This window comes from Kordia sp. (genome assembly GCF_050633145.1).
GTDB lineage: Bacteria > Bacteroidota > Bacteroidia > Flavobacteriales > Flavobacteriaceae > Kordia.
In genome coordinates this window covers 100035-123386 of the sequence record NZ_JBOEFY010000040.1, presented here as the reverse complement: position 1 = coordinate 123386, position 23352 = coordinate 100035, and the positions used below count along the sequence as shown (strand labels likewise).

The 23352-nt window shown below is 34.1% G+C and carries 22 protein-coding genes and 1 pseudogene; 6 read left to right on the top strand and 17 right to left on the bottom strand.

Features of this window, described 5'->3' with window-relative positions:
• The first annotated feature begins 154 nt into the window (after positions 1-154).
• Entirely contained in the window at positions 155-2368 is a 2214-nt protein-coding gene (locus tag ACRBBL_RS18545) for a zinc-dependent metalloprotease (RefSeq protein ID WP_431370575.1), read from the top strand.
• A gap of 87 nt (positions 2369-2455) precedes the next feature.
• On the opposite strand, the gene ACRBBL_RS18540 is transcribed toward ACRBBL_RS18545, so the two are convergent.
• Both ACRBBL_RS18540 and ACRBBL_RS18535 read right to left on the bottom strand, forming a co-directional pair.
• Positions 2456-2812 (bottom strand): hypothetical protein, encoded by a 357-nt coding sequence (locus ACRBBL_RS18540; RefSeq protein WP_431370574.1) that lies wholly within the window; start codon positions 2810-2812, stop codon positions 2456-2458.
• Between the two features lie 158 nt (positions 2813-2970).
• A complete protein-coding gene (locus ACRBBL_RS18535; protein ID WP_431370573.1) occupies positions 2971-4107 on the bottom strand; it encodes a beta-1,3-glucanase family protein in 1137 nt (378 codons plus the stop codon).
• 116 nt (positions 4108-4223) lie between these two features.
• Between ACRBBL_RS18535 and ACRBBL_RS18530 the strand changes: the two genes are divergently transcribed.
• From ACRBBL_RS18530 to ACRBBL_RS18520, 3 genes are all read left to right on the top strand, one after another.
• Positions 4224-4646 carry a hypothetical protein gene (locus tag ACRBBL_RS18530; RefSeq protein ID WP_431370572.1) on the top strand — a complete coding sequence of 141 codons (423 nt, stop codon included), beginning with the start codon at positions 4224-4226 and terminating at the stop codon, positions 4644-4646.
• Positions 4647-4822: 176 nt separating this feature from the next.
• Positions 4823-5080 (top strand): IS66 family insertion sequence element accessory protein TnpA, encoded by a 258-nt coding sequence (gene tnpA, locus ACRBBL_RS18525; RefSeq protein ID WP_431370571.1) that lies wholly within the window; start codon positions 4823-4825, stop codon positions 5078-5080.
• A 212-nt stretch (positions 5081-5292) separates the two neighbouring features.
• Positions 5293-6729 carry a WG repeat-containing protein gene (locus ACRBBL_RS18520; RefSeq protein WP_431370570.1) on the top strand — a complete coding sequence of 479 codons (1437 nt, stop codon included), beginning with the start codon at positions 5293-5295 and terminating at the stop codon, positions 6727-6729.
• Between the two features lie 214 nt (positions 6730-6943).
• Here the strand turns inward: ACRBBL_RS18520 and tnpC are convergent, their stop codons facing one another.
• From tnpC to tnpA (ACRBBL_RS18505), 3 genes are all read right to left on the bottom strand, one after another.
• Positions 6944-8362: an IS66 family transposase gene (tnpC, locus tag ACRBBL_RS18515; RefSeq protein ID WP_431370569.1), complete on the bottom strand. Its 1419-nt coding sequence runs from the start codon at positions 8360-8362 to the stop codon at positions 6944-6946.
• Positions 8363-8449: 87 nt separating this feature from the next.
• Positions 8450-8716 (bottom strand): IS66 family insertion sequence element accessory protein TnpB, encoded by a 267-nt coding sequence (gene tnpB, locus ACRBBL_RS18510; protein ID WP_431370663.1) that lies wholly within the window; start codon positions 8714-8716, stop codon positions 8450-8452.
• Between the two features lie 74 nt (positions 8717-8790).
• Positions 8791-9135 carry an IS66 family insertion sequence element accessory protein TnpA gene (gene tnpA / locus ACRBBL_RS18505; protein ID WP_431370568.1) on the bottom strand — a complete coding sequence of 115 codons (345 nt, stop codon included), beginning with the start codon at positions 9133-9135 and terminating at the stop codon, positions 8791-8793.
• 130 nt (positions 9136-9265) lie between these two features.
• On the opposite strand from tnpA (ACRBBL_RS18505), the gene ACRBBL_RS18500 reads away from it, so the two are divergent.
• The gene (locus ACRBBL_RS18500; RefSeq protein WP_431370567.1) at positions 9266-9445 is read left to right on the top strand and encodes a hypothetical protein; all 180 of its coding nucleotides are present in this window, start codon (positions 9266-9268) and stop codon (positions 9443-9445) included.
• An 83-nt stretch (positions 9446-9528) separates the two neighbouring features.
• Here ACRBBL_RS18500 and ACRBBL_RS18495 read toward each other — a convergent pair whose 3' ends face one another.
• From ACRBBL_RS18495 to ACRBBL_RS18485, 3 genes are all read right to left on the bottom strand, one after another.
• The gene (locus ACRBBL_RS18495) at positions 9529-11085 is read right to left on the bottom strand and encodes a M28 family peptidase (protein WP_431370566.1); all 1557 of its coding nucleotides are present in this window, start codon (positions 11083-11085) and stop codon (positions 9529-9531) included.
• 233 nt (positions 11086-11318) lie between these two features.
• Positions 11319-11645, bottom strand: coding sequence for a hypothetical protein (locus tag ACRBBL_RS18490; RefSeq protein ID WP_431370565.1), 327 nt, complete (start codon positions 11643-11645; stop codon positions 11319-11321).
• Positions 11646-11673: 28 nt separating this feature from the next.
• Positions 11674-12450 (bottom strand): DUF3108 domain-containing protein, encoded by a 777-nt coding sequence (locus ACRBBL_RS18485; protein WP_431370564.1) that lies wholly within the window; start codon positions 12448-12450, stop codon positions 11674-11676.
• Positions 12451-12588: 138 nt separating this feature from the next.
• Between ACRBBL_RS18485 and ACRBBL_RS18480 the strand changes: the two genes are divergently transcribed.
• Positions 12589-13134, top strand: coding sequence for a hypothetical protein (locus tag ACRBBL_RS18480; protein WP_431370563.1), 546 nt, complete (start codon positions 12589-12591; stop codon positions 13132-13134).
• A gap of 3 nt (positions 13135-13137) precedes the next feature.
• On the opposite strand, the gene ACRBBL_RS18475 is transcribed toward ACRBBL_RS18480, so the two are convergent.
• The 9 genes and pseudogenes from ACRBBL_RS18475 to ACRBBL_RS18435 form a co-directional block, all read right to left on the bottom strand.
• Positions 13138-13512, bottom strand: coding sequence for a DUF423 domain-containing protein (locus ACRBBL_RS18475; RefSeq protein ID WP_431370562.1), 375 nt, complete (start codon positions 13510-13512; stop codon positions 13138-13140).
• Between the two features lie 111 nt (positions 13513-13623).
• A complete protein-coding gene (locus ACRBBL_RS18470; RefSeq protein WP_431370561.1) occupies positions 13624-14193 on the bottom strand; it encodes a hypothetical protein in 570 nt (189 codons plus the stop codon).
• Positions 14194-14271: 78 nt separating this feature from the next.
• Positions 14272-14679, bottom strand: a complete 408-nt coding sequence (locus ACRBBL_RS18465) for a heavy-metal-associated domain-containing protein (protein ID WP_431370560.1) — start codon at positions 14677-14679, stop codon at positions 14272-14274.
• An 11-nt stretch (positions 14680-14690) separates the two neighbouring features.
• Positions 14691-15625: pseudogene (gene chrA, locus ACRBBL_RS18460) on the bottom strand (chromate efflux transporter); the annotation flags it as partial.
• Positions 15626-15627: 2 nt separating this feature from the next.
• On the bottom strand, positions 15628-15855 hold a 228-nt coding region (locus ACRBBL_RS18455), incomplete at its 3' end, for a chromate transporter (protein ID WP_431370559.1).
• A gap of 6 nt (positions 15856-15861) precedes the next feature.
• Positions 15862-17556, bottom strand: a complete 1695-nt coding sequence (locus ACRBBL_RS18450; RefSeq protein ID WP_431370558.1) for an efflux RND transporter periplasmic adaptor subunit — start codon at positions 17554-17556, stop codon at positions 15862-15864.
• A 4-nt stretch (positions 17557-17560) separates the two neighbouring features.
• A complete protein-coding gene (locus tag ACRBBL_RS18445; RefSeq protein WP_431370557.1) occupies positions 17561-18280 on the bottom strand; it encodes a heavy-metal-associated domain-containing protein in 720 nt (239 codons plus the stop codon).
• Between the two features lie 7 nt (positions 18281-18287).
• Positions 18288-19511: a TolC family protein gene (locus ACRBBL_RS18440; protein WP_431370556.1), complete on the bottom strand. Its 1224-nt coding sequence runs from the start codon at positions 19509-19511 to the stop codon at positions 18288-18290.
• Positions 19501-23259, bottom strand: a complete 3759-nt coding sequence (locus tag ACRBBL_RS18435; RefSeq protein WP_431370555.1) for an efflux RND transporter permease subunit — start codon at positions 23257-23259, stop codon at positions 19501-19503. The genes ACRBBL_RS18440 and ACRBBL_RS18435 overlap by 11 nt, the downstream gene beginning before the upstream one ends.
• Positions 23260-23352: the final 93 nt, after the last annotated feature.

The following is a 23352-nucleotide window of genomic DNA, read 5'->3' as shown; positions in this document are numbered from 1 at the left end:
TAGAAATATTCACTCAAATCGTAAAATTAGGTATAAACTTTCCGATAATTCATGGAATTGTAGCAGGCTTTAATTGACTGACAATCAATTAAAACCTTGTTTTGTTAAAACAACAATACGCAATGAAGCTTATTGATTACAAATTATTAAACTCATGAAAATATTATACACTAAAATGCTATTTATGAAACGGTCTCAATTACTTTGTATACTCTTTTTTGGATTGTTGTTTCAAGTAAGTTTAGCGCAGATTCGTACAGTTTCGGAAGAAGTGAAAGATGCTAAAATCGCAGGAAAAACGTTTAAAGAAGTAAAAGAAATTATTCAAGTAAAAGATAGAAATCTAAAATTGGATAAAATCCTTGATCCTTCAAAAGTTATCCTATTTGACTATAATTCAGCTGTTTTTCAAAAGGAAATTTCTACAACAAAAGCAGCACATATTTCACTCACAGTTCCGTTGGAGAAAAATAAAATTGTAGTTGTTGACCTTGTTGAAGTTCCTGATACTTTTTATAATTATGTAATTACCACAAGTACTAAAAAAGCAAGAGCAGCAAATAGAAGTGCTAAGCATTATCGCGGTGTAATTCGCGGATTAGATGACGAGAATGTTGTGGCGATGAGTTTCTTTCAAAATGAAATTTCAGGAATCATTTCAACTAGCAAATGGGGAAATTATAATATCGGAAAACTTAAAGGGAAAAATAGTCACATTGTTTTTAATGATGAAAATATACAACCACATACTTTTATTTGTGAATCAGATGAGTTGCGTGAAGATGTAAAGCAGCAGAATGAAAAGAAAATTCTGCAAGGAACACAAGCAAAAAATATGCAAACCTGCCTAAAAATTTATTTAGAAACAGATTATGAAATTTATAAGCATTTTAATAGTGATATTGCAGAAGTAGAGGAATATGTACTTGCATTGTTTAATGAAGTCGCTACGATTTATCAAAACGAACAGATGTTTATTGAAATATCTGAACTATTTATATGGGATACTCAAGATCCATATTCAGATAACGGACCGTTTTCTGCACTTTCTGATTTTAGAAGCTACCGAACTTCTTTCAATGGAAATATAGCACAATTAGTATCTTATCGAACTAATGATATGACGCTTTCAGCAAGAGGAGCAGCAAGGGTAGATAAATTATGTACATCAGATGCGTATTCAGCGTCAGAATTATACCCTTCATTTGAAGAATATCCTGTGTTTTCGCATCAAGTACAAGTAGTGGCGCATGAAATTGCACATAACATAGGTTCTAAACATACACATAATTGTGTTTGGAATGGCGATAATACGCAAATTGATGATTATGGAGGTCTTTCTCATAATGACATTCCTCCGCAAAATATACCGTGTTTTGAAGAGCCTGGAAAGTATGATGTAACACCAACCATTATGAGTTATTATGGTTCAAGAGGTTGGGGAGTGTATCCACTTACCAATGGTTTTGGTCCGCAACCAGGACAATTGTTGCGTGATAAAGTAGCTGCTGCAAATTGTTTAACATTATGTGATGGTTGTTTTGAAAATATTGTAGAAGTTTCTATTAATGGTGTTGATTTTACATATGAATCAACGTATATAGATCCTTGTGATGAAGTCTGTTTTAATTTGAAAGTTACAAATCTAGAAAATGTAACTTATAATTTCACCAATAATATTTCAATATTAGAAAACGGATTGTTCTGTGTTGATTATTACTCAGAAATCACAGAAGGATATATTGATATTATAGGAACTGATAGTTGTGGTGAAACATATGAAAAAAGGATTATGGTTATTACTGAAGATTGTTGTTCGGTTACGCCTGTGACCAATCCGCATGTTATTGGATATACACTGCATTGGGACGCCTTACCAAATGCTTCTTATTACATTGTAAGTTCTCCGCCTTACTTTTATTATGGTTGTGAATATCAAGCTGAAATTTCAATAGTACCTATTATGACACAAACAAATAGTCTTGAATTGCCAGAGAACTTACGAGATAAAATTTTTGTATGGCGTGTTACTGCTGTGTGTGAAGATGGAAGTCTATCTGAAGTATCAGATGACGCTTGTTATCACAGAGGAATAGGATCTTCAGGATTATTAGTTGGAAGAGCAGACATTTATCCAAATCCAAATAATGGAATCATGAAAATTAAAGTCGATGTACCTTATAAAACGGATGTCAACTTACAAATTTTAAATATGAATGGAGTAGAAGTGAAGCGTGTCAATAATCAATCGATACTAAATGGAAAAACCGTTGATTTTGATAGTAAAGGAAGTTTACAAAAAGGATTGTACTTTTTCGTATTTACGACCAATAAAGAAACGCTCGTTAAAAAAGTAATGATTCAGTAAAGAGATTAAAGAATTAGTTAGTGAATTATATATCAGGACTTGTCCTAAAAACTGTAATGGTTTTTAGGACAAGTTATTTTAAGAAACTTAGCTAGCTTCTACAATTTCTAATGTATACATTGGATCTTCTTCATCATTCAATGCAAATTCAACAGAATTTACTTGAAAATCTTCCCAATCACTCGGATCAATTGGCCATCCTCCAATTCGATTATACTCTTTATCAAATACATTAAACATAGGGTAATTATAATCTACAGTTCCAACAGCAATGCCGCCAAATACAGAAACACCATCAGAAAATCTTGCATACGAAGCTGCCATAAATTCACCTTCAGTTACTCCTTCAGGAATTTTGAATTTTGATGGATCTTGCATCATTTCTGTCCATATATTTTTTCCATTTTTAGGAATTGTCATGGTTGCTTTTAAATTTGTTGCCATAATTGAAAGTTTTTTTAAATGAATAGATTCAAATTTACGAGTAATCAGGTATTTAAAATAGCGTAGAAACACCTCATTTTCAGATCAATTTAGACATAAAAATAAAAGCGAACTTCTCAGTTCGCTTTTAAAATTGTAAATAATATGGTAGGCAGGAGTTAACTCCAATCTGATAAGGTAATATTAAAGTTTGTTGCGCCTGTAATTTGAATTAATGGATTGTTTGTACTGCATACATCATCAAATGGGAACGCGTAAATTCCTGATTTGTAGTTGTCATGTACTACTTTTGCATATTCATTGGTTACTCCGTCTTGCACTTTATAGAATTCAGAAATATCGCAGTTTGGCTGTGTATCGTTGGCACTTGTACTTAATGTTGTTCTGTTTAAAGAAGCTCCTAAAATGGCTGCAATTTCCCCTAAAGGTGTATTATTTGGTGCATTTAAAGTTCCTACGCAGCCAAAAATATCATACGCATCACCTTTTGCAGGCTTTTGAATAGTTACGTCTGCTTTTCCTTTTTGAGAAAACACAAATTCACTACTCGTATTTACTGTACCTGTATACGTTCCAAAAGTTGGACAGTTTACCGTAAGTGTATTGGTTGTAAAGTTTTTCCAACATGCACTTATATAGGCATCATAAATATTTGGAGAAAGTAAGTTTGGATTTGTAGTTTGTACAGCGTGTTGTGGCCCTAATACACGAATATTATTTCCAGATCCGTCTTTCATAACCAAATCGCTCCAAGGTTTTCCAAGTGCTGCAATTTCGGTAAAGACTGAATCGCGTGTACTTGTCGATTTCATAATTCCGTTTGTTTTAGTAGTATCTCCAATAACTTCTATAGAAACTGGTGCACAGAAATAATCTACAATGGTACAATCGGCATACAATTCAGAACCTATATTTGTAAATTCAACAACAACAAATATTGTATCAGCATCTGCTGTTCCAGGTGTAAATGGTGGCGTTTGTACACCTAAACCATTTTGTCCCCCCTTTACAATATTGAACACATTTGGCAATTGATTGAAAGAGAATAAAAACTGTCCAGACCACATTTTTGGTAAGTCTTTAAACGAACTCAATGCATCTACAGTTTTAAATAATTTAGAACAGTCTTGTCCTTTCGTAAACTTTTTTAAGGAAGCATTTCCACTGCCATCCACATCAACATAACACCAATCTGGTGAACTTGTTGCTGGGTTACTATCTAAACCGAAGCAAATCCAATGTACATCACTTGAAGGAGTTGCACTTTTGTTTGTAATTTTTACATCTAAACTCATAATAGGTAAGGGTTTTAGTATTGAGATATAAAAGTATATGTTAATGGTTATTTTTGTGAGCGAACAATTACGTATCTTTATAAAACACGCAATTTTACTTGATCAGTTTTTAACGTATGAAAAAAATATTTATCGGGCTATTCATTTTATGTATTGCCTGTAAAGATGCATCTTCACTTAGCGAAGAAGAAAAATTATTTATGAAAACAATCTTTTCTGAAGTCTTTGCAGAGAAGTTCCGTATTTGTGATAAGATTGCCAACGAAATTTCAATTTATAGTAAAGTTGAAAAGTTTAAAAAAATGACATTTTCATCAGATAATTTTTGCGAAAAAACATTGCAATTTTCACCAGCAGATATTAAATATACTTTTAAAAGACCGTATTCAGACTATAAAGGTGTTTTGTTATTTAACTACAAATACAAGTCGTCAAAAATTGAATTTACTTTTATTCAGTTAGAAACCAATCATGTTGTGAGGTTTTATTACAATCTTGATCATGAGCTAATTAAGGTTTCTGAAAACTACGTTTATTAATCTGGGTTTACTACAAAAGGCAACAATGTTTCTTTTATTATGATTAGGGTAACAAAATATATAATTCTACACTTTTAATTGTAATTATGTAAGCACTCCGTAAAACCCGTATTGTGAGATTCAGGATTGTGTTTTAGTTTTGGATCATGAAGAAAAATTGTAGAACTAAGACTCAGATGTATCCACTGATAGAGGGGTTTTCCAGTAGTGGAATGACTTTAAAAGAATATGCTAAGTTTCATGGCATAAAATATTACACTTATAAATATTGGCTACGTAAATATAGAGCTGAGAAAAACCGTGAACCAAACAAATCTGGATCATCAAATTTCATTCCTGTACAGATTACAGCCGAAAAAGTAGCGGCACATACTTTTGATATTGTGTATCCCAATGGTGTACAAATAAAATCCTTCATTCGCACTGTTTATTGATTTGTAATAAAGAGGAACAAAATCATTGAGTTTCTAAATAAATATATGTTTTTTGGGTAATGAATTTTAAAATTATTCCCTTATGAATAGATTACAAAGAAAGAATTTTTGATTATTTTTTTTGTAATAAAACAGTTTATTCAATTCAAAAAGTGTTGCTGAACTTGAGTTATTCAGTATAGCTTTTATTAATTTAGTTAAAATTATTTAAAATGAAAATTTATAGCATTATAATATCTTTAAGTATACTATTACTTACGTATTTCGTTTCTGAGAATAACATATACCCTTATAAAAAATCTGGAAAATGGGGATATATGAATCCTAAAGGACAAATTGTTGTTCAACCTCAATTTGATTATGCATATAATTTTGGAGAATCCGAATTAGCATTAATAAAGAAAGATGGCAAATATGGCTTTATAAATAAAAAAGGAGAAATCATTATAGAGCCCCAATATGAAAAAGCTGGTCGTTTTGGCAAATTTGAATTAACAGGTGTATACCAAAACGGAAAATACGGTTACATTAATACAAAAGGGGAGATTATTATTCAACCTGAATTAGATTCAGCTTCTGGATTTGGAGAATCTGAATTTGCAATGATAACAAGAAATGGTAAATGTGGCTATATTAATAAAAAAGGAGAGATCGTTATTCAACCCCAATTTGATGATGCTACTGTAATTTGGATTTCTGAATTAGCATTAATAAGGAAAGATGGCAAATATGGCTTTATAAATAAAAAAGGAGAGATCGTCATTCAACCTCAATTTGATTATGTTGAAAGTTTTGAAGAATCTGAATTAGCAATGATAACGCAAGATGGCAAATATGGCTTTATAAATAGAAAAGGAAAGATCGTTATTCAACCTCAATTTGATAAGGCTGAAAGTTTTGGAGAATCTGAATTAGCAATGATAACGCAAGATGGTAAATATGGCTTTATAAATAGAAAAGGAGAGATCGTTATTCAACCTCAATTTGATGAGGCTGAAAGTTTTGGAGAATCTGAATTAGCAATGATAACGCAAGATGATAAATATGGCTTTATCAATCAGAAAGGAGAAATTATTGTTCAACCTCAATTTGATTATGCTGAAAGTTTTGAAAAATCTGAATTAGCATTAATTCAGCAAGATGACAAATTTGGCTATATCAATCAGAAAGGAGAAATTATTGTTCAACCTCAATTTGGTTATGTCGGTAGCTTTGATGAATCTGAATTAGCAATAATTAGACAAGGTAGAAAATATGGTTATATTAACAATAAAGGAGAAATTATTGTTAAGCCTCAATTTGATTCAGCTTCTGGATTTGGAGAAGCTGAATTTGCAAAAATTAGACAAGACGGTAAATATGGTTATATCAATCAGAAAGGAGAAGTTATTGTTCAACCTCAATTTGATTCCGTATATGGTTTTAACGAAACCGAATTTGCAATAATAAAGCAAAATGGTAAATATGGTTGTATTAACAAAACAGGTGAAATTATTATACAACCTAAATTTGACGATGTTGAAAAATATGATGAATTTATTTTGGGCGTTCAATACGGAAAATCTTGGGGTATTATAACATCTAAAGGAGAATACATTGGCTTTACAGAAAAAGATATAGAACAAGAGGGGAAAAAAGAGGAAGACTAATATAAAAAAAGAAAAAAAGTATTAAGCAGAAAGTAAGCTTTCGGTATTACCCTTCTAGGATTTGAAGTTGTATTTTACATAAAAGGGATTATGGGGAATCATATTGCACTGGCAATTAGTGATCTGAGTGTTTTGGTTCTTGGATAGACGCTTGATTTTAAGATATTCTTAATCCTTAGAAGATTTTACTGTGAAAATAGTGTTTTTTTAACACTTAAGAAGGCTGTTGTTTCTTCCAGTTTTGTGGCAGTAATTCGTGTAGTTTATTGGCTTTATATTCTGGAAGTCTTTTAAAAACATCATGCAACCACTCATACGGATTTACATCATTAATTTTACAGGTTGCAAAGAAAGAATACATCATAGCTGCATTTTGTGCTGCTTTGTGATTGCCAGCGAATAGGTAATTTTTCCGACCCAGGGTGAGAGGTCTAATTGTATTTTCTATTAGGTTGTTATCAATCAGATACTTTCCATTTTGCATGTAACTGCTAAGTTTATCCCACAAGTTAAGGCTATAGGTAAAAGTCTTTCCAATGGCACTTTTAGGTAATACTTTAGGGTACTGCTCTTGCAGCCAAATATGAAGCTTCTCTAAAATAGGTTTTGCATATAATTCTCTATAACGTTTTATGGTCTGCACCTTTAGAGAACGCTCTTTTATTTTTCTCTCTATAGCATATAGTTTTTGGATTTCTCCCATAACATAGCTAGCTCTTGATCTATCATTATCAAGTGCTTTTTCAAAATAGCGTCTGGCATGTACCATACAAGCCAAGAATTTTATGGGATGCTTAGTGTTTAAATTTTGGTAGGCTTTATATCCATCTGTTTGCAATGTTCCACTAAATTCTTGTAAAAATTCTTTTGGAACTTTAGCCGCCCTACTAGGATAGTACTTAAATAATACTAAGCCTTCTACTGGTGCATGAAATACCCAATGATATCCTGTGTGCAGACTTCCAACTTTATGATTATCCTGAACTTTAATCGGACTTTCATCTGCCTGTAGGTACTGGCTTTGCAGTACCAATTTTTGCAGTACTTCATATAAAGCAACCAATTGTGTTACTCCTTTAGAAAACCAGCCTGACATTGATGAGCTTGCTACCACAACACCTTCTCGTTTTAAAATTTGTATTTGACGATAAAAAGGGAGATGATCCACAAATTTACTAACACAAATATGCGCTAGTAATCCAGCTCCAATATTAGATTTAGGTAAAATCAAACTTGGAAGTTCAGCAATAGTAATTCCTGCTTGGTTTGGTAATGCATATTTGGGACGTATAATTTTACGCACATAAACTCTTGATGGCGAATATTCCAGTAGTTCTGTAATTTCTTCACCTATTTTAATACTGCCTTTTACAATATCTTCTGGTTCTATTATTTCTTCAATTCTTGGTAAATGTGAAGCTAATGGTAAACGAACAGGATGTTTTTTTGTTTTTGATCTATTGTAACTAATCTGCTGTTGTGCTACTTCTTTCTGCTCAGAAGCTTCTTGTACAAATAGCCCTAATTGAAGCGCATCTGTGTTAGGAACAAATCGTTCGCTTTTACTACCAAAAATAAGTCGTTTTAATTCTGCCAACTCTCGCTTTAACTGTTCATATTCTGAACGTTTCACATAAAGATATTCTGTAGAAGACTCTTTGATTATTGATCATACTTAAAAATAAGTATTTATCTGCTAATTAACAATATTTATGGCGCATTATATCGCTAATTCATATCGCTTTTTGCGATCTATATGAGTAATAGCTATGCCATCTATTAACAATACTAATTGTGAATAACTCAATCCCAGACTTTGTACATTAGCATCATACACAGGAAGATCAAAACGACCAGATTCTAAGCGTTTGTAATACAATACAAAGCCTCCGTTTTGCCATTGTAATAACTTTACTTTATTACCAGATCTGTTTATGAAAATATAAACAGTACCATTTACAGGGGAACTCGCTAACTCTTGGCTAATCTAGCCGCATAGACCATCAAAACTTTTACGCATGTCTGTTGGCTTACTATATAATTCAAAACGATGGGAAACTCCTAATCCGAACATGAAAGTATATTTATTAAATTTCGTAATTCATTTGTAGAGATAGCTGAATTCAAACGAAGAAAAACCCCATTGGGATATTGAATCTCCATTGAGGAAGAAATTGAAGATTCTGAAATAACCTCTAAAGGAATAAAATTGGACTTTTTAGCTAAAGAATCTTTCTCTTTTGAGATAGTAATAGACTGATCCAGCTTATATTTTGCTAACCAATATCTATAAACTCCATAATTCATATTATGTCTTTTGCAATAAGTGTAAGGCTTATACTTACTAGAAAGACAAGAAACAATAAAAGCATACATCTCCTGCTTTTTAAATTCTTTTTTATACATAATACAAAACTAAAACCTTATTCTTAGATATGAAATATGCAGTTTACAGAATGCTTACGTAATTATCACGATAGTGTACACTACGTGTTTTACATCTATCATTTTATGAATTACTTAAAACCTAAACATTATGAAAAAAAGAAATTTCAAAACATTAGCTATTCGTAAAGAAAACATTGTATCGCTTAATGAAAGCGTCTCTGGTGGTGCACAACCAACTACGGGACAGTCTACTGTAGCACCAACAAACGAAGGAAAAGTTTGTGAGTTAACACCTGCTATTTGTCCAACAAATTGGTTTGATTGCTAATTGTTAGACTCTTAGAAAAAGAAAGAAGCTGTTTGGAAAATTCAATTTTCCAAACAGCTTCTTTGCTATAAACGGTATTGTTTTTATTTTGTTTTTGTAGGCTTATCTACAGTAATTCGTTGGTCTCTGTTTGCCAATTCCCAAGCCGTATAGAATACCAGTTTTGTACGATTTGTTAATAAATCATAGTTGATCTTATCTGGCGTATCCGATGGTTTGTGGTAATCGTCATGTGTACCGTTAAAATAGAAGATTACTGGTACATCATTTTTTGCAAAGTTGTAATGATCTGAACGATAGTAGTAACGATTTGGATCGTTTTCATCGTTATACGTATAATCTAACTCTACGTTTGTATATTTTTTGTTTACTTCTTCAGAAACATTATGTAATTCAGTACTTAACTTGTCTGAACCAATTAAATATATATAATTACGATCGCCTTCTGTACGTTTAGGATCAATACGACCAATCATGTCAATATTTAAATCGCAAACAGTATCTTCTAATGGAAATATTGGATTGTCTGTATAATAGCTAGAACCTAATAATCCTTTTTCTTCTCCAGTAACATGTAAAAATACAACCGAACGTTTTGGACCATTTCCTTCTTTTTGCGCTTGTCTAAATGCTTCGGCAATTTCTAAAATAGCAACCGTTCCCGAACCATCATCATCGGCACCATTATATATTTCGCCATTTTTTACACCTTCATGATCTAAATGTGCAGAAATTACAATGTATTCATTTGGCTTTTCGCTTCCTCTAATAATTGAAACAACATTTTCAGAATTTATATCGTTTGCCTTGTCTTTGTTAACTATCGTTGCATCTAACTTTAAAGTTGATGGAGTTGCATCTGTTGCAATATTTGCATGTAATGCTGTTGCTAGTTTTTCATTAATTACATAATAGAAGAAAGGACTCTTTTCACCTTTTAAAGAAACTCTACTATTCTTTTTCATGAAACCTAACTGCATTTTATAACGTGGGTACATTTCATCTACATAAAATAAAACACCTTTGGCTTTACGCTCTTTGGCTGCCATAATTTTTGCAGCAGCACCTTGTCTAGCACCTCCCCATTTTGATTTTTCTTCTGTTCCAGAGATAAGATACGTTCCATCTTTACTCATAGGTTCGCCCATTTTAAATAGGACAATTTTACCTTCTACATTTTGGTTTTTGTAGTCAGAATACTTTTCATCATCAATTCCATATCCTAAATACACAACTTCAGAAACCTTAGTTGTTCCATTTTCTTGTGCGTTAAAGGCTAAAAAATCATCTTCAAACTTATATGCTGTACCATTAACTGTTATATCAGCATTTAAGTTGCTTCCTTTTTGCAATGGTACATTTTGGAAGTAGTTTCCATCTTTTTGTGCCGCAGGAATTTCTAATTCTTTATATTCATCTCTTAAATAGGCTACAGCTTTCTTTTGTCCGGGCTCTCCAGTATCTCTACCTTCAAATTCATCAGAAGCATACGTATACAAATGTGTTTTTAACTCGGCTTCTGTAATGGTATTTCCATAAGGAACTGGATCTAAATTTCTTTCCGCTTTTTTATCAGCAGTTTTTTGATTTGTACCACATCCTACAGCAGCTAAAAGTGCAAGTGATAGTAATTTTTTCATGTATGAATTTTTAAGTTATTATTTTTTGATGGAATTCGCCAAAAACAACGTTGGTAGGATGTAATTTTTTGGCTCATTTCATAAATTGGTATTAAGGAAGCCCAAAGGTATAGAAATCAACTTTTTATTTTGTTATAGATTTCTTAAAATAATTGAAAACGCTCACTTTTTAGACATAAAAAAAGCCTATCTGTTTGATTTAGATAGACTTTTATATAGTTCTTGTAATTATTCTAATTTCCTTCGAGCTCTTTTTCGATATCTTCGATATCTTTTTTCTCTTCTTCTTTATTCTTTTCGTAAGCTTGTTTTACATCGTCAGCAACTTCATTTTCTCTAAACAAATTCATTGTTGTAATGGCTGCTGCCAGAAAAGACAAAGCAATGATTAGTTTAGGAACACTTTCTCGCAATCCACTTCTTTTGGAAACATACAAGGCAATGAAGCCAAAAACGAGTCCTAAAATAACAGGAATATAAGCAAAACTGTCTACAAAGAACGAAAGTAAAAATCCCAATACTGCGGCAATACTTCCTAAGATGATACAAAAGGTTCTCATGGTATTTATATTTTTGGTTTTAATGTGTTTAGTTTGCAAGTCCAGAAGCTTTTGTTAATTGTAGCATTCCGCTTCCAATTGGAATGGTAAATTCAGCTTTTACAGGAACTTTATTCGCATCAGCAGTCATCCATAAGGTTGCAGCCTTTAAGTAATCTCCATTTGTTACAATTTGTAATTTATAACATTGTTTTTGTCCTAAAGCGCCAGCATCAACCATTTCTTTTCCTGCATATTTAAGCGTAATTGGTGTTTCTTCTTTATCAAAAATAATTATAAATTTTTTAGAATCGCCAACAGCAGCATTTTCAATAGGCAAATTACGAACGTTGTATAAGGTTGAAATTACATCCATAGCACCATTACTGAAACTAAAGCTTTTATTGACAACCCAATCAGTACCATCGCCTCTTCGCTTTTTTTGCTCACTTTTAATGATTTTTTTCTTCTGATTGTATACGTATTTCATTTTCTTCTTATAACTACCTTCATGAATATCTCTTTTATACAAAGCAGGCAATAATGAAAATTTATTTACATACGATTCATATACATCGCGAATCTTAAAGAAAAAATCATACTTTCTAAATGTACTAGCGCGACATTTAAAATGAAATAATGTATTTGATGATGTTTTTACTTCGGAAGTTTCCATAGTCACTTGCGCAATATCTGTTAAAAATCCCGACATTTTGTATGATGCAGTAAATTGCAATTTTTCTCCATCTTTAAACGGAGATTTTTGTGCATTGGCAACTGTTTGAAACATAAAAGTTACCATTAATAGACATACAATCTTTTTCATGTTCTTCATTGTTAAATTGTTTATTCTTTATTACTAACGCAACATAAACCACTTATTGTGCCAAACTTATTTTTTAGCATAATTATGTATCGTAATGCATTTTGTAACTTTGGCAAAAATACACATTACAACGTAGTGATGAAATTAAATTATCATAAACAAAATTTTTTCAAGAATACATATTGCGTTTTTAAAGCTGTTGACCTCGAATTGCTAACAGATAAAAGACCAAATTTTACGAGTAAATCAGGTAGTAAATACTTTTATACAGATGAAGGTGTATATCGTATTTCCTCACATTGGGGACGTGCTGCAACCTGTAGATGGCGCTTGCAAACAGATGATTCAACTGCTCGGAATGGAGCAAAAGCTGGCTTTGCCAACTGGACTAGTTTTTATAAAGATAATGATGTAGAGAAGTTATATTTTATTCAAAAAAGTGAGTTCACACATAAATATGAATATTTTCACAGAAATGAACCTTCATACACTACTGCATACATTTTAAGAACTGCAGCAGAAACACGTAAAGTATTGCAACAGCTTAAAACAATAACGACCGAAACCAAATGGGCAAAGTACATTCCGCATGACGATTTGGAAGATTTACGAAACTACCTCATTAACGGATTGATCACTACAAATAAGAAATTGCCAGAACTCAGGCGTTCTTATAACGATTAAATTTTACAGAAAAGAAATACCCAACAAAATCCAACCGATTACTAACAACAATCCGCCAAGCGGCGTAATTGGTCCTAAAAAGCGTAGTTTTTTACCTTTGGCACTGCTAATACATAGTCCGTAAATACTAAAAGAAAACAGAAACGTACCGATAATAAAACTCCAAGCAACACTTTTTTCAATGGTATCTGTGAACGAAAATTGAAACCCAATTACCAACAATACAATGGCGTGATACATTTGGTATTTTACACCAGTTTCAAAGCTTTTCAACAAATCATCTGATAAAACTTTCTTCAATGCATGTGCGCCAAACGCTCCAAAAATAATTCCCAATGCGCCATACAAAGCAGCAATTAATAATACGTATTTTTCCATGGCGCAAAGGTAATTAATGTAAGGTTGATATTTTTTTCCAAAAGGATTTTTATTTAGAACTCTTTTTCTATTTTTTTTATTCGATTATATCAGTTCGAATTCTGAGAATAATTATAAATCTTCTATTATTTCATAAATATATGGGTACTCTACTAAAATAGTTTTCATAAAATCATCAAAACCTGATGGAATCTCTTCATCATTTGTAATGAGTCCAATGTAGACATCAATTAGTTGGTGTTCATCAAACGTTAAACCATTGCTGTAATTCCAATGAGACTTACTGCCTTTGCCTGATCCATAGTTCCAATGTGATTTACTGCCAATGCCATCTCCATAATTCCAATGAGACTTACTACCAATACCATCGCCATAGTTCCAATGAGACTTACTGCCAATGCCATTACCATAGTTCCAATGTGATTTACTGCCAATACCATCACCATAGTTCCAATGTGATTTACTACCTATTCCAGAACCATAGTTCCAATGAGATTTACTACCTATTCCAGAACCGTAGTTCCAATGTGATTTACTGCCTATTCCAGAACCATAGTTCCAATGCGATTTACTACCTATTCCAGAACCATAATTCCAATGCGATTTACTAAATGATGTTTCTAAATGTTCAGTAGGATTAAAACAAACAATTAACGCAAAAACAAACAGTAAACTTTTCATAGTATATGGTATTTAAGATAATTTCAAAATTAATAAGAATTTAGGTAAGACGAATAAACATTCTTACATGTTTACTATCTACTGATTCATCGGTTGATCACCTTCATATTGGCAACATTTCGGTAAGTTTTTATACGCTACTTTATCACTTGTTGCATGATCGGTATCGTACCCAGCAGCAGCAATCGCTTTGTGAATCTCTTTTTCGTTTATTTTGTGTTCGTCATATGAAACTGCAATACTTTTCTTTTTCACATCCCAAGTAGCTTCGGCAACACCTTCCACACTTTTAGCCGCTTTTTCAATAGTCGTTTTACACATACCGCAATTTCCACGAACACCAAAATTTGCCATTGATAATTCTTTTCCTTCTGCTGTTGTCGTTTTTGTTTCTGTTTTTGAATCTGTTTTAGATTCTCCTTCTCCTTTACAGCTAATTACTGCTAACGATGCGATTACTAATACGCTTAAAATTATTTTTTTCATTGTTTAAAAATTTAAAATAGTTGATATAATATATACCCTAAAACGGCGCCTATAATTACAATCCAAAAAGCGTTCAGTTTCTTATAATAAAAAACTAATACCATGCTTACGATTGCAATTGTAATAGATTGCCAATTGATAAGGATTTCTTTTGATAAATGATAGGTAACGCCAATCATGATTCCGACAGCCGAAATATTAACAGCATCTAAGAAACCAGAAGCTAATTTTGACTTTCGTAATTTAGGCACAATTGGGTTGAGTACTAATACAAAAATAAAGGAAGGCAAAAAGATACCTAGCGTAGCAACTAACGCTCCCCAAATTCCATTAATTTGATATCCGACAAATGATGCTGTAGACAATACTGGACCTGGCGTAAACTGTCCGATAGCAATAGCATCTAACAACTCTGACTTTGTAAGCCATTCTAGTTTTTCAACCAATTCCGCATCTAAATAAGCGACCAAAACATAGCCACTTCCAAATAAGATAGCACCGACTTTTAAGAATACAAAAAACAGTTTTGCATTCGTAATTGTTTTAGTCAATATAACTCCTGAGGAAAGTAAAAAAACAGGTGTGAATACGTTCAACTTTTTATCTGCCATTTTCGGAACACCGAACCATAACAAGCCAATCAAACCGCCAGCTAAAATAATTGTAATTTCATTAATTCCACTTATGGAAGCAATAACAGTTGCGATACCAATAACGGCTAATTGCCAGTTTTTTAATGCCTTTTTACCCAACTTATATACTGCCGAAAGTATAATTGCTATTACTGCGGGTTTAATGCCATACAAGAAAGGTTCAATTTGTGGCAATTCGCCATAAGTCACATATAAATATGCTAAGATTGTCGTAAAGACGACTGCAGGAAAAATAAAAGAAAATCCAGCTACAAAAAGACCTTTCCAACCTGCACGTTCATGACCGCAATGCANNACCAGCGCGTTCATGACCGCAATGCATGGTCATTTCGGTTGAATTTGGTCCAGGAATTAAATTTGTTGCGCCCATTAAATCTAAAAAATGTTCGCGTGTCATCCACTTTCGTTTCGTAACTACTTCATCTTCCATCATGGCAACATGTGCCGCAGGTCCACCAAATGCAATCAAACCTAGCTTAAAAAAAACGGTTGCAACTTCTTTTAAATTACCTTTAGTTTTCACGTTATCTTACTTTAATACTTGTTTTACTTCTCCACATGTTAACATGGCGTCACCAAAATAAGGATTTCTAATTTGTTCTTCATCACTAATCCAATATGCTCCTTTATTATCATCAGCCATTGGACAAAATTGAACGGTTAATTGTTCTTCAAATTTCTTAAAATTCTGAACCAATTCAATGATATGATTCGAAATAACTTGGAAGCTTTTTCTATGTCGTTCAATCGGCGTATTTTCATTGATACTTTTGGAGGTTTTATGCATAACTGCCCAATACGCGTCTGCTTCTTTTCGTTGTGCAATTGTCAGTTTTTCCAATGCCTTTCTAAATGCTTTACTTTTTTCTGCGGAAAGTTTCACATCACTTTTCACCAAAGCATCTTTTAGTTCTATATAGGCTTTTACACTTGGCAGGAAAGCTTTTTCGTATGCAGCACTTACTTCTATTTTTGCAGCTGTCATACTATTTTTAGAAGTTTCTTTAGAAGCATTCATCATTGACTTTTTCCCTTGCAACTGTGCAGCGGCGTCTACGGTAAACGCACCATTTGTTACAATTTCATCTTCTGAACTAATTCCTGAAATAACTTCGTAGTTTTCTCCATTGGATGCTCCCAAAGTAATTTCTCTCGCTTCAAAAACAGGTTCGTTCGCGTCTTTTTTTACATAGACTAAGGAGCGTTTTCCTGTCCATAATACTGCCGATTTCGGAATGGAAACCATCGTATTTGTGGAAACCTTTGTGCTCAAAATACCTGTAACAAACATACCTGGTTTTAGCTTCTTATCACGATTGTTCAATTCCACTTTTACAGCAACAGTTCGCGTTTTTGTATTTAATATAGGATCAATAAAGGTGATCTTTGCAGGAATTTCCTCATTAGGATTCGCGTTTGTAGTAATGGTGATATTATCTCCTTTTTTTAGACTCGATATTTGATTTTCGTACGCATCAAAACTTGCCCAAACAGAATTTAAATTCGACACTTTAAACAGCGCGCCACCTTCCATTACATGATTGCCTTCTTCTACCATTTTTTCAGTTACAACGCCAGAAACACTTGCATAAATCGGAAACTTTGAAGAAGCCTTTTTCGACGATTCTATTTGTTGAATTTGTGCTTCAGTCAACTTCCACAGCTTTAATTTGTTTCGTACGGCTTTGTACAATTCAGGTTGTGAAGCTTTCATACGCAAAGCCGTTAATAATTCTTGTTGCGTAGTAACCAATTCTGGCGAATAAATCAGCGCAATTCGTTGTCCTTTTCGTACTTCTTCTCCCGTAAGGTTTACATACAATTTTTCAATACGTCCGCCAAAATGAGCCGTTTGTGTAGCATTTGTTTTTTCGTTGGCTTCAATAGTTCCTGTGAGTTTTAATGCTGTATTTGAAGCATTTTCTGCGGAAACCTTTGTCGTTTCAATATTTGCCAACGCAATTGCGTTTTCAGTCATACGAAACTGATTCGAAGACAATTCGGAAGTAGCTTCCTGTGCAGGAATCAAATCCATTCCGCAAATAGGACAATCGCCTGCTTCGGGTTGCATAATCTGTGGATGCATTGAGCAAGTCCATTTTGTAGGTTGCGCAGTGGTTTCTTCTGTATGCGAGTGTTCTTGAGTACGTTCTCCCGAAAGGGCAAACTTCCCAATGACAATTCCCGCAATTAATAAGACGATGTATATAATGTATTTTTTCATCTGTTTAAGAATATAAGTTTAGTAACATCCAAACTGCCATGATAAGCATGATGGAATTTTCAATAAAAGTAGCTTTGGTCATAGGCAATTTTAACGCCGTTCCCAAGCAAGCACATTGAATCGTTTTTTTATCTAATAAAGCTTTCGTTACACCAATTGTAGTAATTCCTAAAACGACAATGGTTGCGATTAATGCGATCGGAATTTGAAATTTGAATAAAAATAGGAATCCGAGTGTAATTTCTATAAAAGGATAAATCCACGCATATGCGGGAATCAACTTCGCAAGCGGATCGTACATTTGAAACGATTTTGGGAAACCTTTGTAATCTAAAAACTTGAAGAAGCTAAAAACTACATAAAAAAGTCCCATAAAACTAAGCATGAATCCTTCTGTAGACCAGTTCGTTACATGCATTAAAATACTTGCTGTTGTAATGTAAAAGAAGATTAAAAACAGCGGAAACAATTGTTTGAGTTCGCTTTTTTCTTCTGTTTCTGTCGGATTAAAGAAATTCGTAGCTTTTTCCAGAACTGAATATTTTTCTGGTAATATAGAATCTATCAATTCCAAAGGTAGTAGGGAAGTAGCTTCAACTTCTGCCGTTCCAGCTTCTAAATTCACTGTTACAGAACTTACTTCATCCAAATTTCCTAAGATGTATTCGACTTTGCTTTTGCAACCGCTGCAAGTCATTCCGCTAATAGTATATGTTTGTTTCATTCTTCTCTTAGTTTGCGATTAAAAATTCAATAATAGCAACATTTGATACATAGGTATTTAAATCCTTTACTTTTTGCAATTCAAACCCTAACTTCAATTGATCGAGCGCTAATAATTGTTCAAAATCCATTTTTGCTGTTTGGTAGGCGGCTAAAATGACTTCTTTGGCTTGATCGGCTTGCACAATATTTTCTTCCTGTGTTTCTATACTTTCTTTGGCGTTTTTTAGTTTGTTCTTTGCTTTCTCGAATTCAATTAACAACTGATTTTTCACAGTGGTTTTGGTGTGAACTATTGCTTCTTGTTCTAGTTGTAACTGTTTTTGCTTTGCAATGTGTTTTTTGTTGAATAGTGGAATGGAAACCGTTACCATTGGCATAATAATATCTTTTCCATTATCGGGCAACGAAATACCCGAACGCTCTGCAACTAACACATAATCAAGTCCGAAACCTATGGTTGGATTTCCTTCTTTCTTTGCGACGATTTCCGATTGTTGCAAGGCACTTTCAATGGAATTCAGCTGTTGCAATTTCGGATTGTTCTCAATGGTTTCATAGGTCGCAAAAAGAGCAGTTTCCCGTAACTGCAAGGAATCTAATAGTAAAATTTCGGTGCTTATAGGTCTGTTTAATAGCAAGTTGAATTGTATTTTTTGACTTTGAATGTTTTCCGTAATTGTTTGAAACTGTTGTTGCAATACGTTTTTCTTCATCTTAATGTTCAATACATCTACCATATTGGTACGATTGTTTTCCAACTCATTTAACGCTAACTTTTCATACGTGTCCAAAATTTCAATATGTTGTTGCGTAATCGTTAATTTTTGCTGTAATGTGAGTAAGTTATAGTACGCCAATTTCACATTCAGCGAAAGCTGTCGTTTCAAAAAATCAATTTCACTTTCCTTTGCAACCGCCAATAACTTTGCGTTTTCCTTTTTCGCGGAAAGCGTACCAAACCATGGAATTTTTTGACTCGCCGAAAAACGTGCTCTTTGCGGTCCAACTCTGGTTTCTACTGCTTGCGCAAAAACGCCTACGCCTAGTTGTGTATTGGGCAAACTTCCTACTTCGTTTACTTTTTCCAACGCACTTTCGTATTGAAATTGCTTGGCTAGTATTTCAGAACTGTTTTTTTCGGCTTCCGCCAGATAGTTCTCTAAGGTTTGCGCGTTCATAAAATGAACACACAAAAAACAGATACATACATATACAATTTTATACTTCATTTTTTTGTGCTTTTAGTTTAATTTCTTGATGCCAACTATATAAAACGGGCACTACAAATAAGGTAATTAGCGCGATTAGCATTCCGCCAAAACTCGGAATTGCCATCGGAATCATAATATCGCTTCCGCGTCCTGTTGAGGTTAAAATAGGTAACAAAGCAAGCAAGGTTGTTGCCGTTGTCATTAAACATGGGCGAATTCGTTTCTTTCCTGCTTCAACCACAGTATTTTGAATGGCTTCTTTTGTGTTGGGAAGTTTCTTTGCGAAATTCTGCTTGAGATAGGTTGCCATAATAACGCCGTCGTCAGTGGCAATTCCGAATAAGGCAATAAATCCTACCCAAACCGCTACACTTAGGTTGATGGTTTCTATTTGAAAGAGATCACGTAAGTTGCTTCCAAAGAGTTCAATATTGAGAAACCACGATTGTCCGTAGAGCCAAATCATAATGAATCCGCCTGCAAAGGCAACTGCAATTCCTCCAAAAATAAAGAGTGAGGTTGCAATCGATTTAAATTGAAAGTACAGAATTAAAAAGATGATCAGCAATACAATTGGCACAATAATCAACAATGTTTTTTCTGCACGCACTTGCTGTTCGTAGGTTCCAGAAAATTCATAATTCACGCCTTTTGGAACAATTAGACTTCCATCGTTAATTCGTTCTTTCAATAGTTTCTGTAGCTTCTCTACCAAAGTAACTTCCGCAATGTCTGATTGTTTGTTGAATAATACATAACTGACTAAGAAAGTGTCTTCACTTTTAATCATTTGTGGGCCTTTTTCATAATTGATAGAAACCACTTCTTTTAGTAATATTTCGGAACCGTTTGGCAACGGAATGTATATGTTTTCTAAATCATTCGGATTGGCACGTAATTCTCTAGGATACCGTACACGGACGTTGTAGCGTTCGCGACCTTCAATGGTTTGCGTCACTATTTTTCCGCCAATAGCGACTTCCAGAATATCTTGTACGGCTTTAACCGATAAACCGTAACGCGCAATTTTTTCCCGATTGATATCTAGAATTAAATACGGTTTTCCAATCAAGCGTTCGGCAAACACAGTTTCCTTTTTGACTTCGGGTACTTCTTGTAAAATTTGTTCTAGCTCCAAACCAAAAGCTTCTATTTGTTCCAAAGTCTGTCCTTTAATTTTAATTCCCATCGGCGAACGCATGCCAGTTTGCAACATGATTAAACGCGTTTCAATAGGTTGTAATTTTGGTGCCGACGTAATGCTAGGCAGTTTGGTGTTTTTTATAATTTCGTTCCAAATGTCATCTGGCGATTTTATATGCGGTCGCCAATTACGGTAGAATTCGCCGTCTTCGTCAGGAATTAGGTCTTTTGCAGTTATGTTTTTTAAAGTAGATCTCGATACAACGCTCGTTCCTTGCGCCACTCGATCTGACGTTTTCGTTTTATTTGGAGCACTGAGCGGAGCCGAAGTGCCATCTTTTAAAACAAATTCATTGTTATCATTTACCTTAAAACGCTGCGGTTTTCCGTTCTCGTCTAAAATATATTCAGATTTGTAATGAATAATGTTTTCATACATAGACAACGGTGCAGGATCTAATGCACTTTCTACACGACCCGCTTTTCCAACAACAGTTTCTATTTCGGGAATGTTGGCAACAGCCATATCCAATTGTTGTAGAATCTTTTTGTTTTCGGCAATTCCTGCATGTGGCAATGAAGTTGGCATGAGCAAGAACGAACCTTCATTGAGCGCTGGCATAAATTCTTTTCCAGTGTTTCGCCAGATTGAAATTCCTGCAATAAGGATCAATAGTGGCAGACTTAAAAACAGTATTTTGTTTGCTAATGCCCAACGTAATAGTCTTTCGTAATATTTGATGAATACGGTAAACGTTCCAATGACAATTGTACAGGTCAGCGCGACAAAAATAAAGTTTGTACCCAATGCATTTGTGTAGCCTAAAGGTCGCCAGTATACCGTTAGCAATAGCAGTAATACAGCAATTGCCGTGACAATATGGATTCGTTTTTGTGTTTTTTGCGTGATGATTTCCTGTGTTTGTAAAATATTTGCCAAACCAAAAATCAATACAGCAATCGCAAGATAAATTCCGTTTGCAATTGCATAAACACCTATTAATAGTAAAACAGAATTCAGCAATAGTTTGGACCATTTACGAGTCGATTTCCAACCGAAAACCCAAGCTGCCAATGCAGGTAAAATGAATAGTGTGATGATGAGTGCTGCAACCAACGCCATTGTTTTGGTGAAAGCGAGCGGACTGAATAGTTTTCCTTCAGCACCAACGAGCATAAATACAGGAATAAAACTGATGATAGTGGTTAACACTGCCGTGAGAATGGCGCCTGAGACTTCCGATGTTGCCTTGTATACTACAGTATTGATTGGTGTGTTTTCAGTATCTTCTTCCAGATGTCGCGTGATGTTTTCTACCAAGACAATTCCCATATCGACCATGGTACCAATGGCAATCGCGATTCCGGAAAGTGCGACAATATTTGCATCTACATTTCCGAGTTTCATCGCAATGAAAACGACTAAAACCGCCACAGGTAAGATACTTGCTATTAAAAACGAAGCTCTTAGATTGAAAACCATTATTATAATAATGAGTAGCGTAATTAAGATTTCGAGCGACAAGGCTTCTTCAAGCGTATGCAAGGTTTCTTTGATGAGTTCGGTACGATCGTAAAACGGAACAATGGTGAGTTGAGAAGTACGTCCATCTTGTAAGACCTTTGTTGGCAAACCGCTTGCAATCGTTTTTATTTTGTCTTTTACATTGTTGATCACTTGCATCGGATTCGCGCCATAGCGAGCAACCACAACGCCACCAGCAACTTCAGCACCTTCTTTGTCGAGAATTCCACGTCGTTCTGCTGGACCGAGATAGATTTTTGCAACATCTTTGACCAATACAGGCGTAAAGCTTTCCGATTTGATCGGTGTATTTTCCAAATCGGCAATCGATTTTACATACCCCAATCCGCGCACTACATATTCCGCTTGGTTGATTTCGAGTGTTTTTGCACCAATTTCTTTGTTGGTATTGCGAATTGCGTCTACTACTTGCGCAATTGAAAGGTTGTATTTTTTGAGCACATCTGGCAGAATGTCAATTTGATACTCTTGTACATATCCGCCAATAGAAGCTACTTCCGACACATCGGAAGCACTTGATAATGCAGGTTTTACATAGTAATCTTGAATGCTGCGAAGTTCTTGTAAATTCCAACCGCCAGTTACGTTTCCGTTTTCATCTCTACCTTCTAAGGTATACCAAAATATTTGCCCTAAACCTGTAGCATCAGGCCCAAGCGTTGGTTGTACACCTTCAGGAAGTAATGAACTTGGCAGTGCGTTGAGTTTTTCTAAAATTCGGCTTCGACTCCAATAAAATTCGACCTCATCATTAAATATGATGTAAATACTAGAAAACCCGAACATAGACGAGCTTCGAACTGTTTTTACACCAGGAATTCCCATTAAGGTTGTCGTTAACGGATAGGTAATCTGATCTTCAATGTCTTTAGGCGAACGACCTTGCCATTTGGTAAATACGATTTGTTGATTTTCGCCAATGTCTGGAATGGCATCTACGGCAATGGAGTTTTTGGGGAAGTTCCCTAAATCCCAATTGAATGGAGCTGTACTCAATCCGAAACCAATCATGGAAACGAGTAGGAGTACGGCGACAAGTTTGTGTTGTATTAAAAACTGGATGCTTTTGTTTAGCATGAGTATTGATGTTTATACGTGTGTTTTCGATTAAAATATTGCATAGCAATATGTTTTCCGTAAGTGTTGTACCTAGGAAAATGAAATAGATAA

Coding starts and splice junctions, on each gene's coding strand:
- ACRBBL_RS18480 (WP_431370563.1), top strand. CDS start 12,589: ATGAAATTAAATTATCATAAACAAAATTTTTTCAAGAATACATATTGC.
- ACRBBL_RS18530 (WP_431370572.1), top strand. CDS start 4,224: ATGAAAAAAATATTTATCGGGCTATTCATTTTATGTATTGCCTGTAAA.
- ACRBBL_RS18485 (WP_431370564.1), bottom strand. CDS start 12,450: ATGAAAAAGATTGTATGTCTATTAATGGTAACTTTTATGTTTCAAACA.
- ACRBBL_RS18490 (WP_431370565.1), bottom strand. CDS start 11,645: ATGAGAACCTTTTGTATCATCTTAGGAAGTATTGCCGCAGTATTGGGA.
- ACRBBL_RS18470 (WP_431370561.1), bottom strand. CDS start 14,193: ATGAAAAGTTTACTGTTTGTTTTTGCGTTAATTGTTTGTTTTAATCCT.
- ACRBBL_RS18450 (WP_431370558.1), bottom strand. CDS start 17,556: ATGAAAAAATACATTATATACATCGTCTTATTAATTGCGGGAATTGTC.
- ACRBBL_RS18535 (WP_431370573.1), bottom strand. CDS start 4,107: ATGAGTTTAGATGTAAAAATTACAAACAAAAGTGCAACTCCTTCAAGT.
- ACRBBL_RS18545 (WP_431370575.1), top strand. CDS start 155: ATGAAAATATTATACACTAAAATGCTATTTATGAAACGGTCTCAATTA.
- ACRBBL_RS18500 (WP_431370567.1), top strand. CDS start 9,266: ATGAAAAAAAGAAATTTCAAAACATTAGCTATTCGTAAAGAAAACATT.
- tnpA (WP_431370568.1), bottom strand. CDS start 9,135: ATGTATAAAAAAGAATTTAAAAAGCAGGAGATGTATGCTTTTATTGTT.
- ACRBBL_RS18440 (WP_431370556.1), bottom strand. CDS start 19,511: ATGAAGTATAAAATTGTATATGTATGTATCTGTTTTTTGTGTGTTCAT.
- ACRBBL_RS18435 (WP_431370555.1), bottom strand. CDS start 23,259: ATGCTAAACAAAAGCATCCAGTTTTTAATACAACACAAACTTGTCGCC.
- ACRBBL_RS18495 (WP_431370566.1), bottom strand. CDS start 11,085: ATGAAAAAATTACTATCACTTGCACTTTTAGCTGCTGTAGGATGTGGT.
- ACRBBL_RS18540 (WP_431370574.1), bottom strand. CDS start 2,812: ATGGCAACAAATTTAAAAGCAACCATGACAATTCCTAAAAATGGAAAA.
- ACRBBL_RS18445 (WP_431370557.1), bottom strand. CDS start 18,280: ATGAAACAAACATATACTATTAGCGGAATGACTTGCAGCGGTTGCAAA.
- ACRBBL_RS18520 (WP_431370570.1), top strand. CDS start 5,293: ATGAAAATTTATAGCATTATAATATCTTTAAGTATACTATTACTTACG.
- ACRBBL_RS18465 (WP_431370560.1), bottom strand. CDS start 14,679: ATGAAAAAAATAATTTTAAGCGTATTAGTAATCGCATCGTTAGCAGTA.
- tnpA (WP_431370571.1), top strand. CDS start 4,823: ATGTATCCACTGATAGAGGGGTTTTCCAGTAGTGGAATGACTTTAAAA.
- ACRBBL_RS18475 (WP_431370562.1), bottom strand. CDS start 13,512: ATGGAAAAATACGTATTATTAATTGCTGCTTTGTATGGCGCATTGGGA.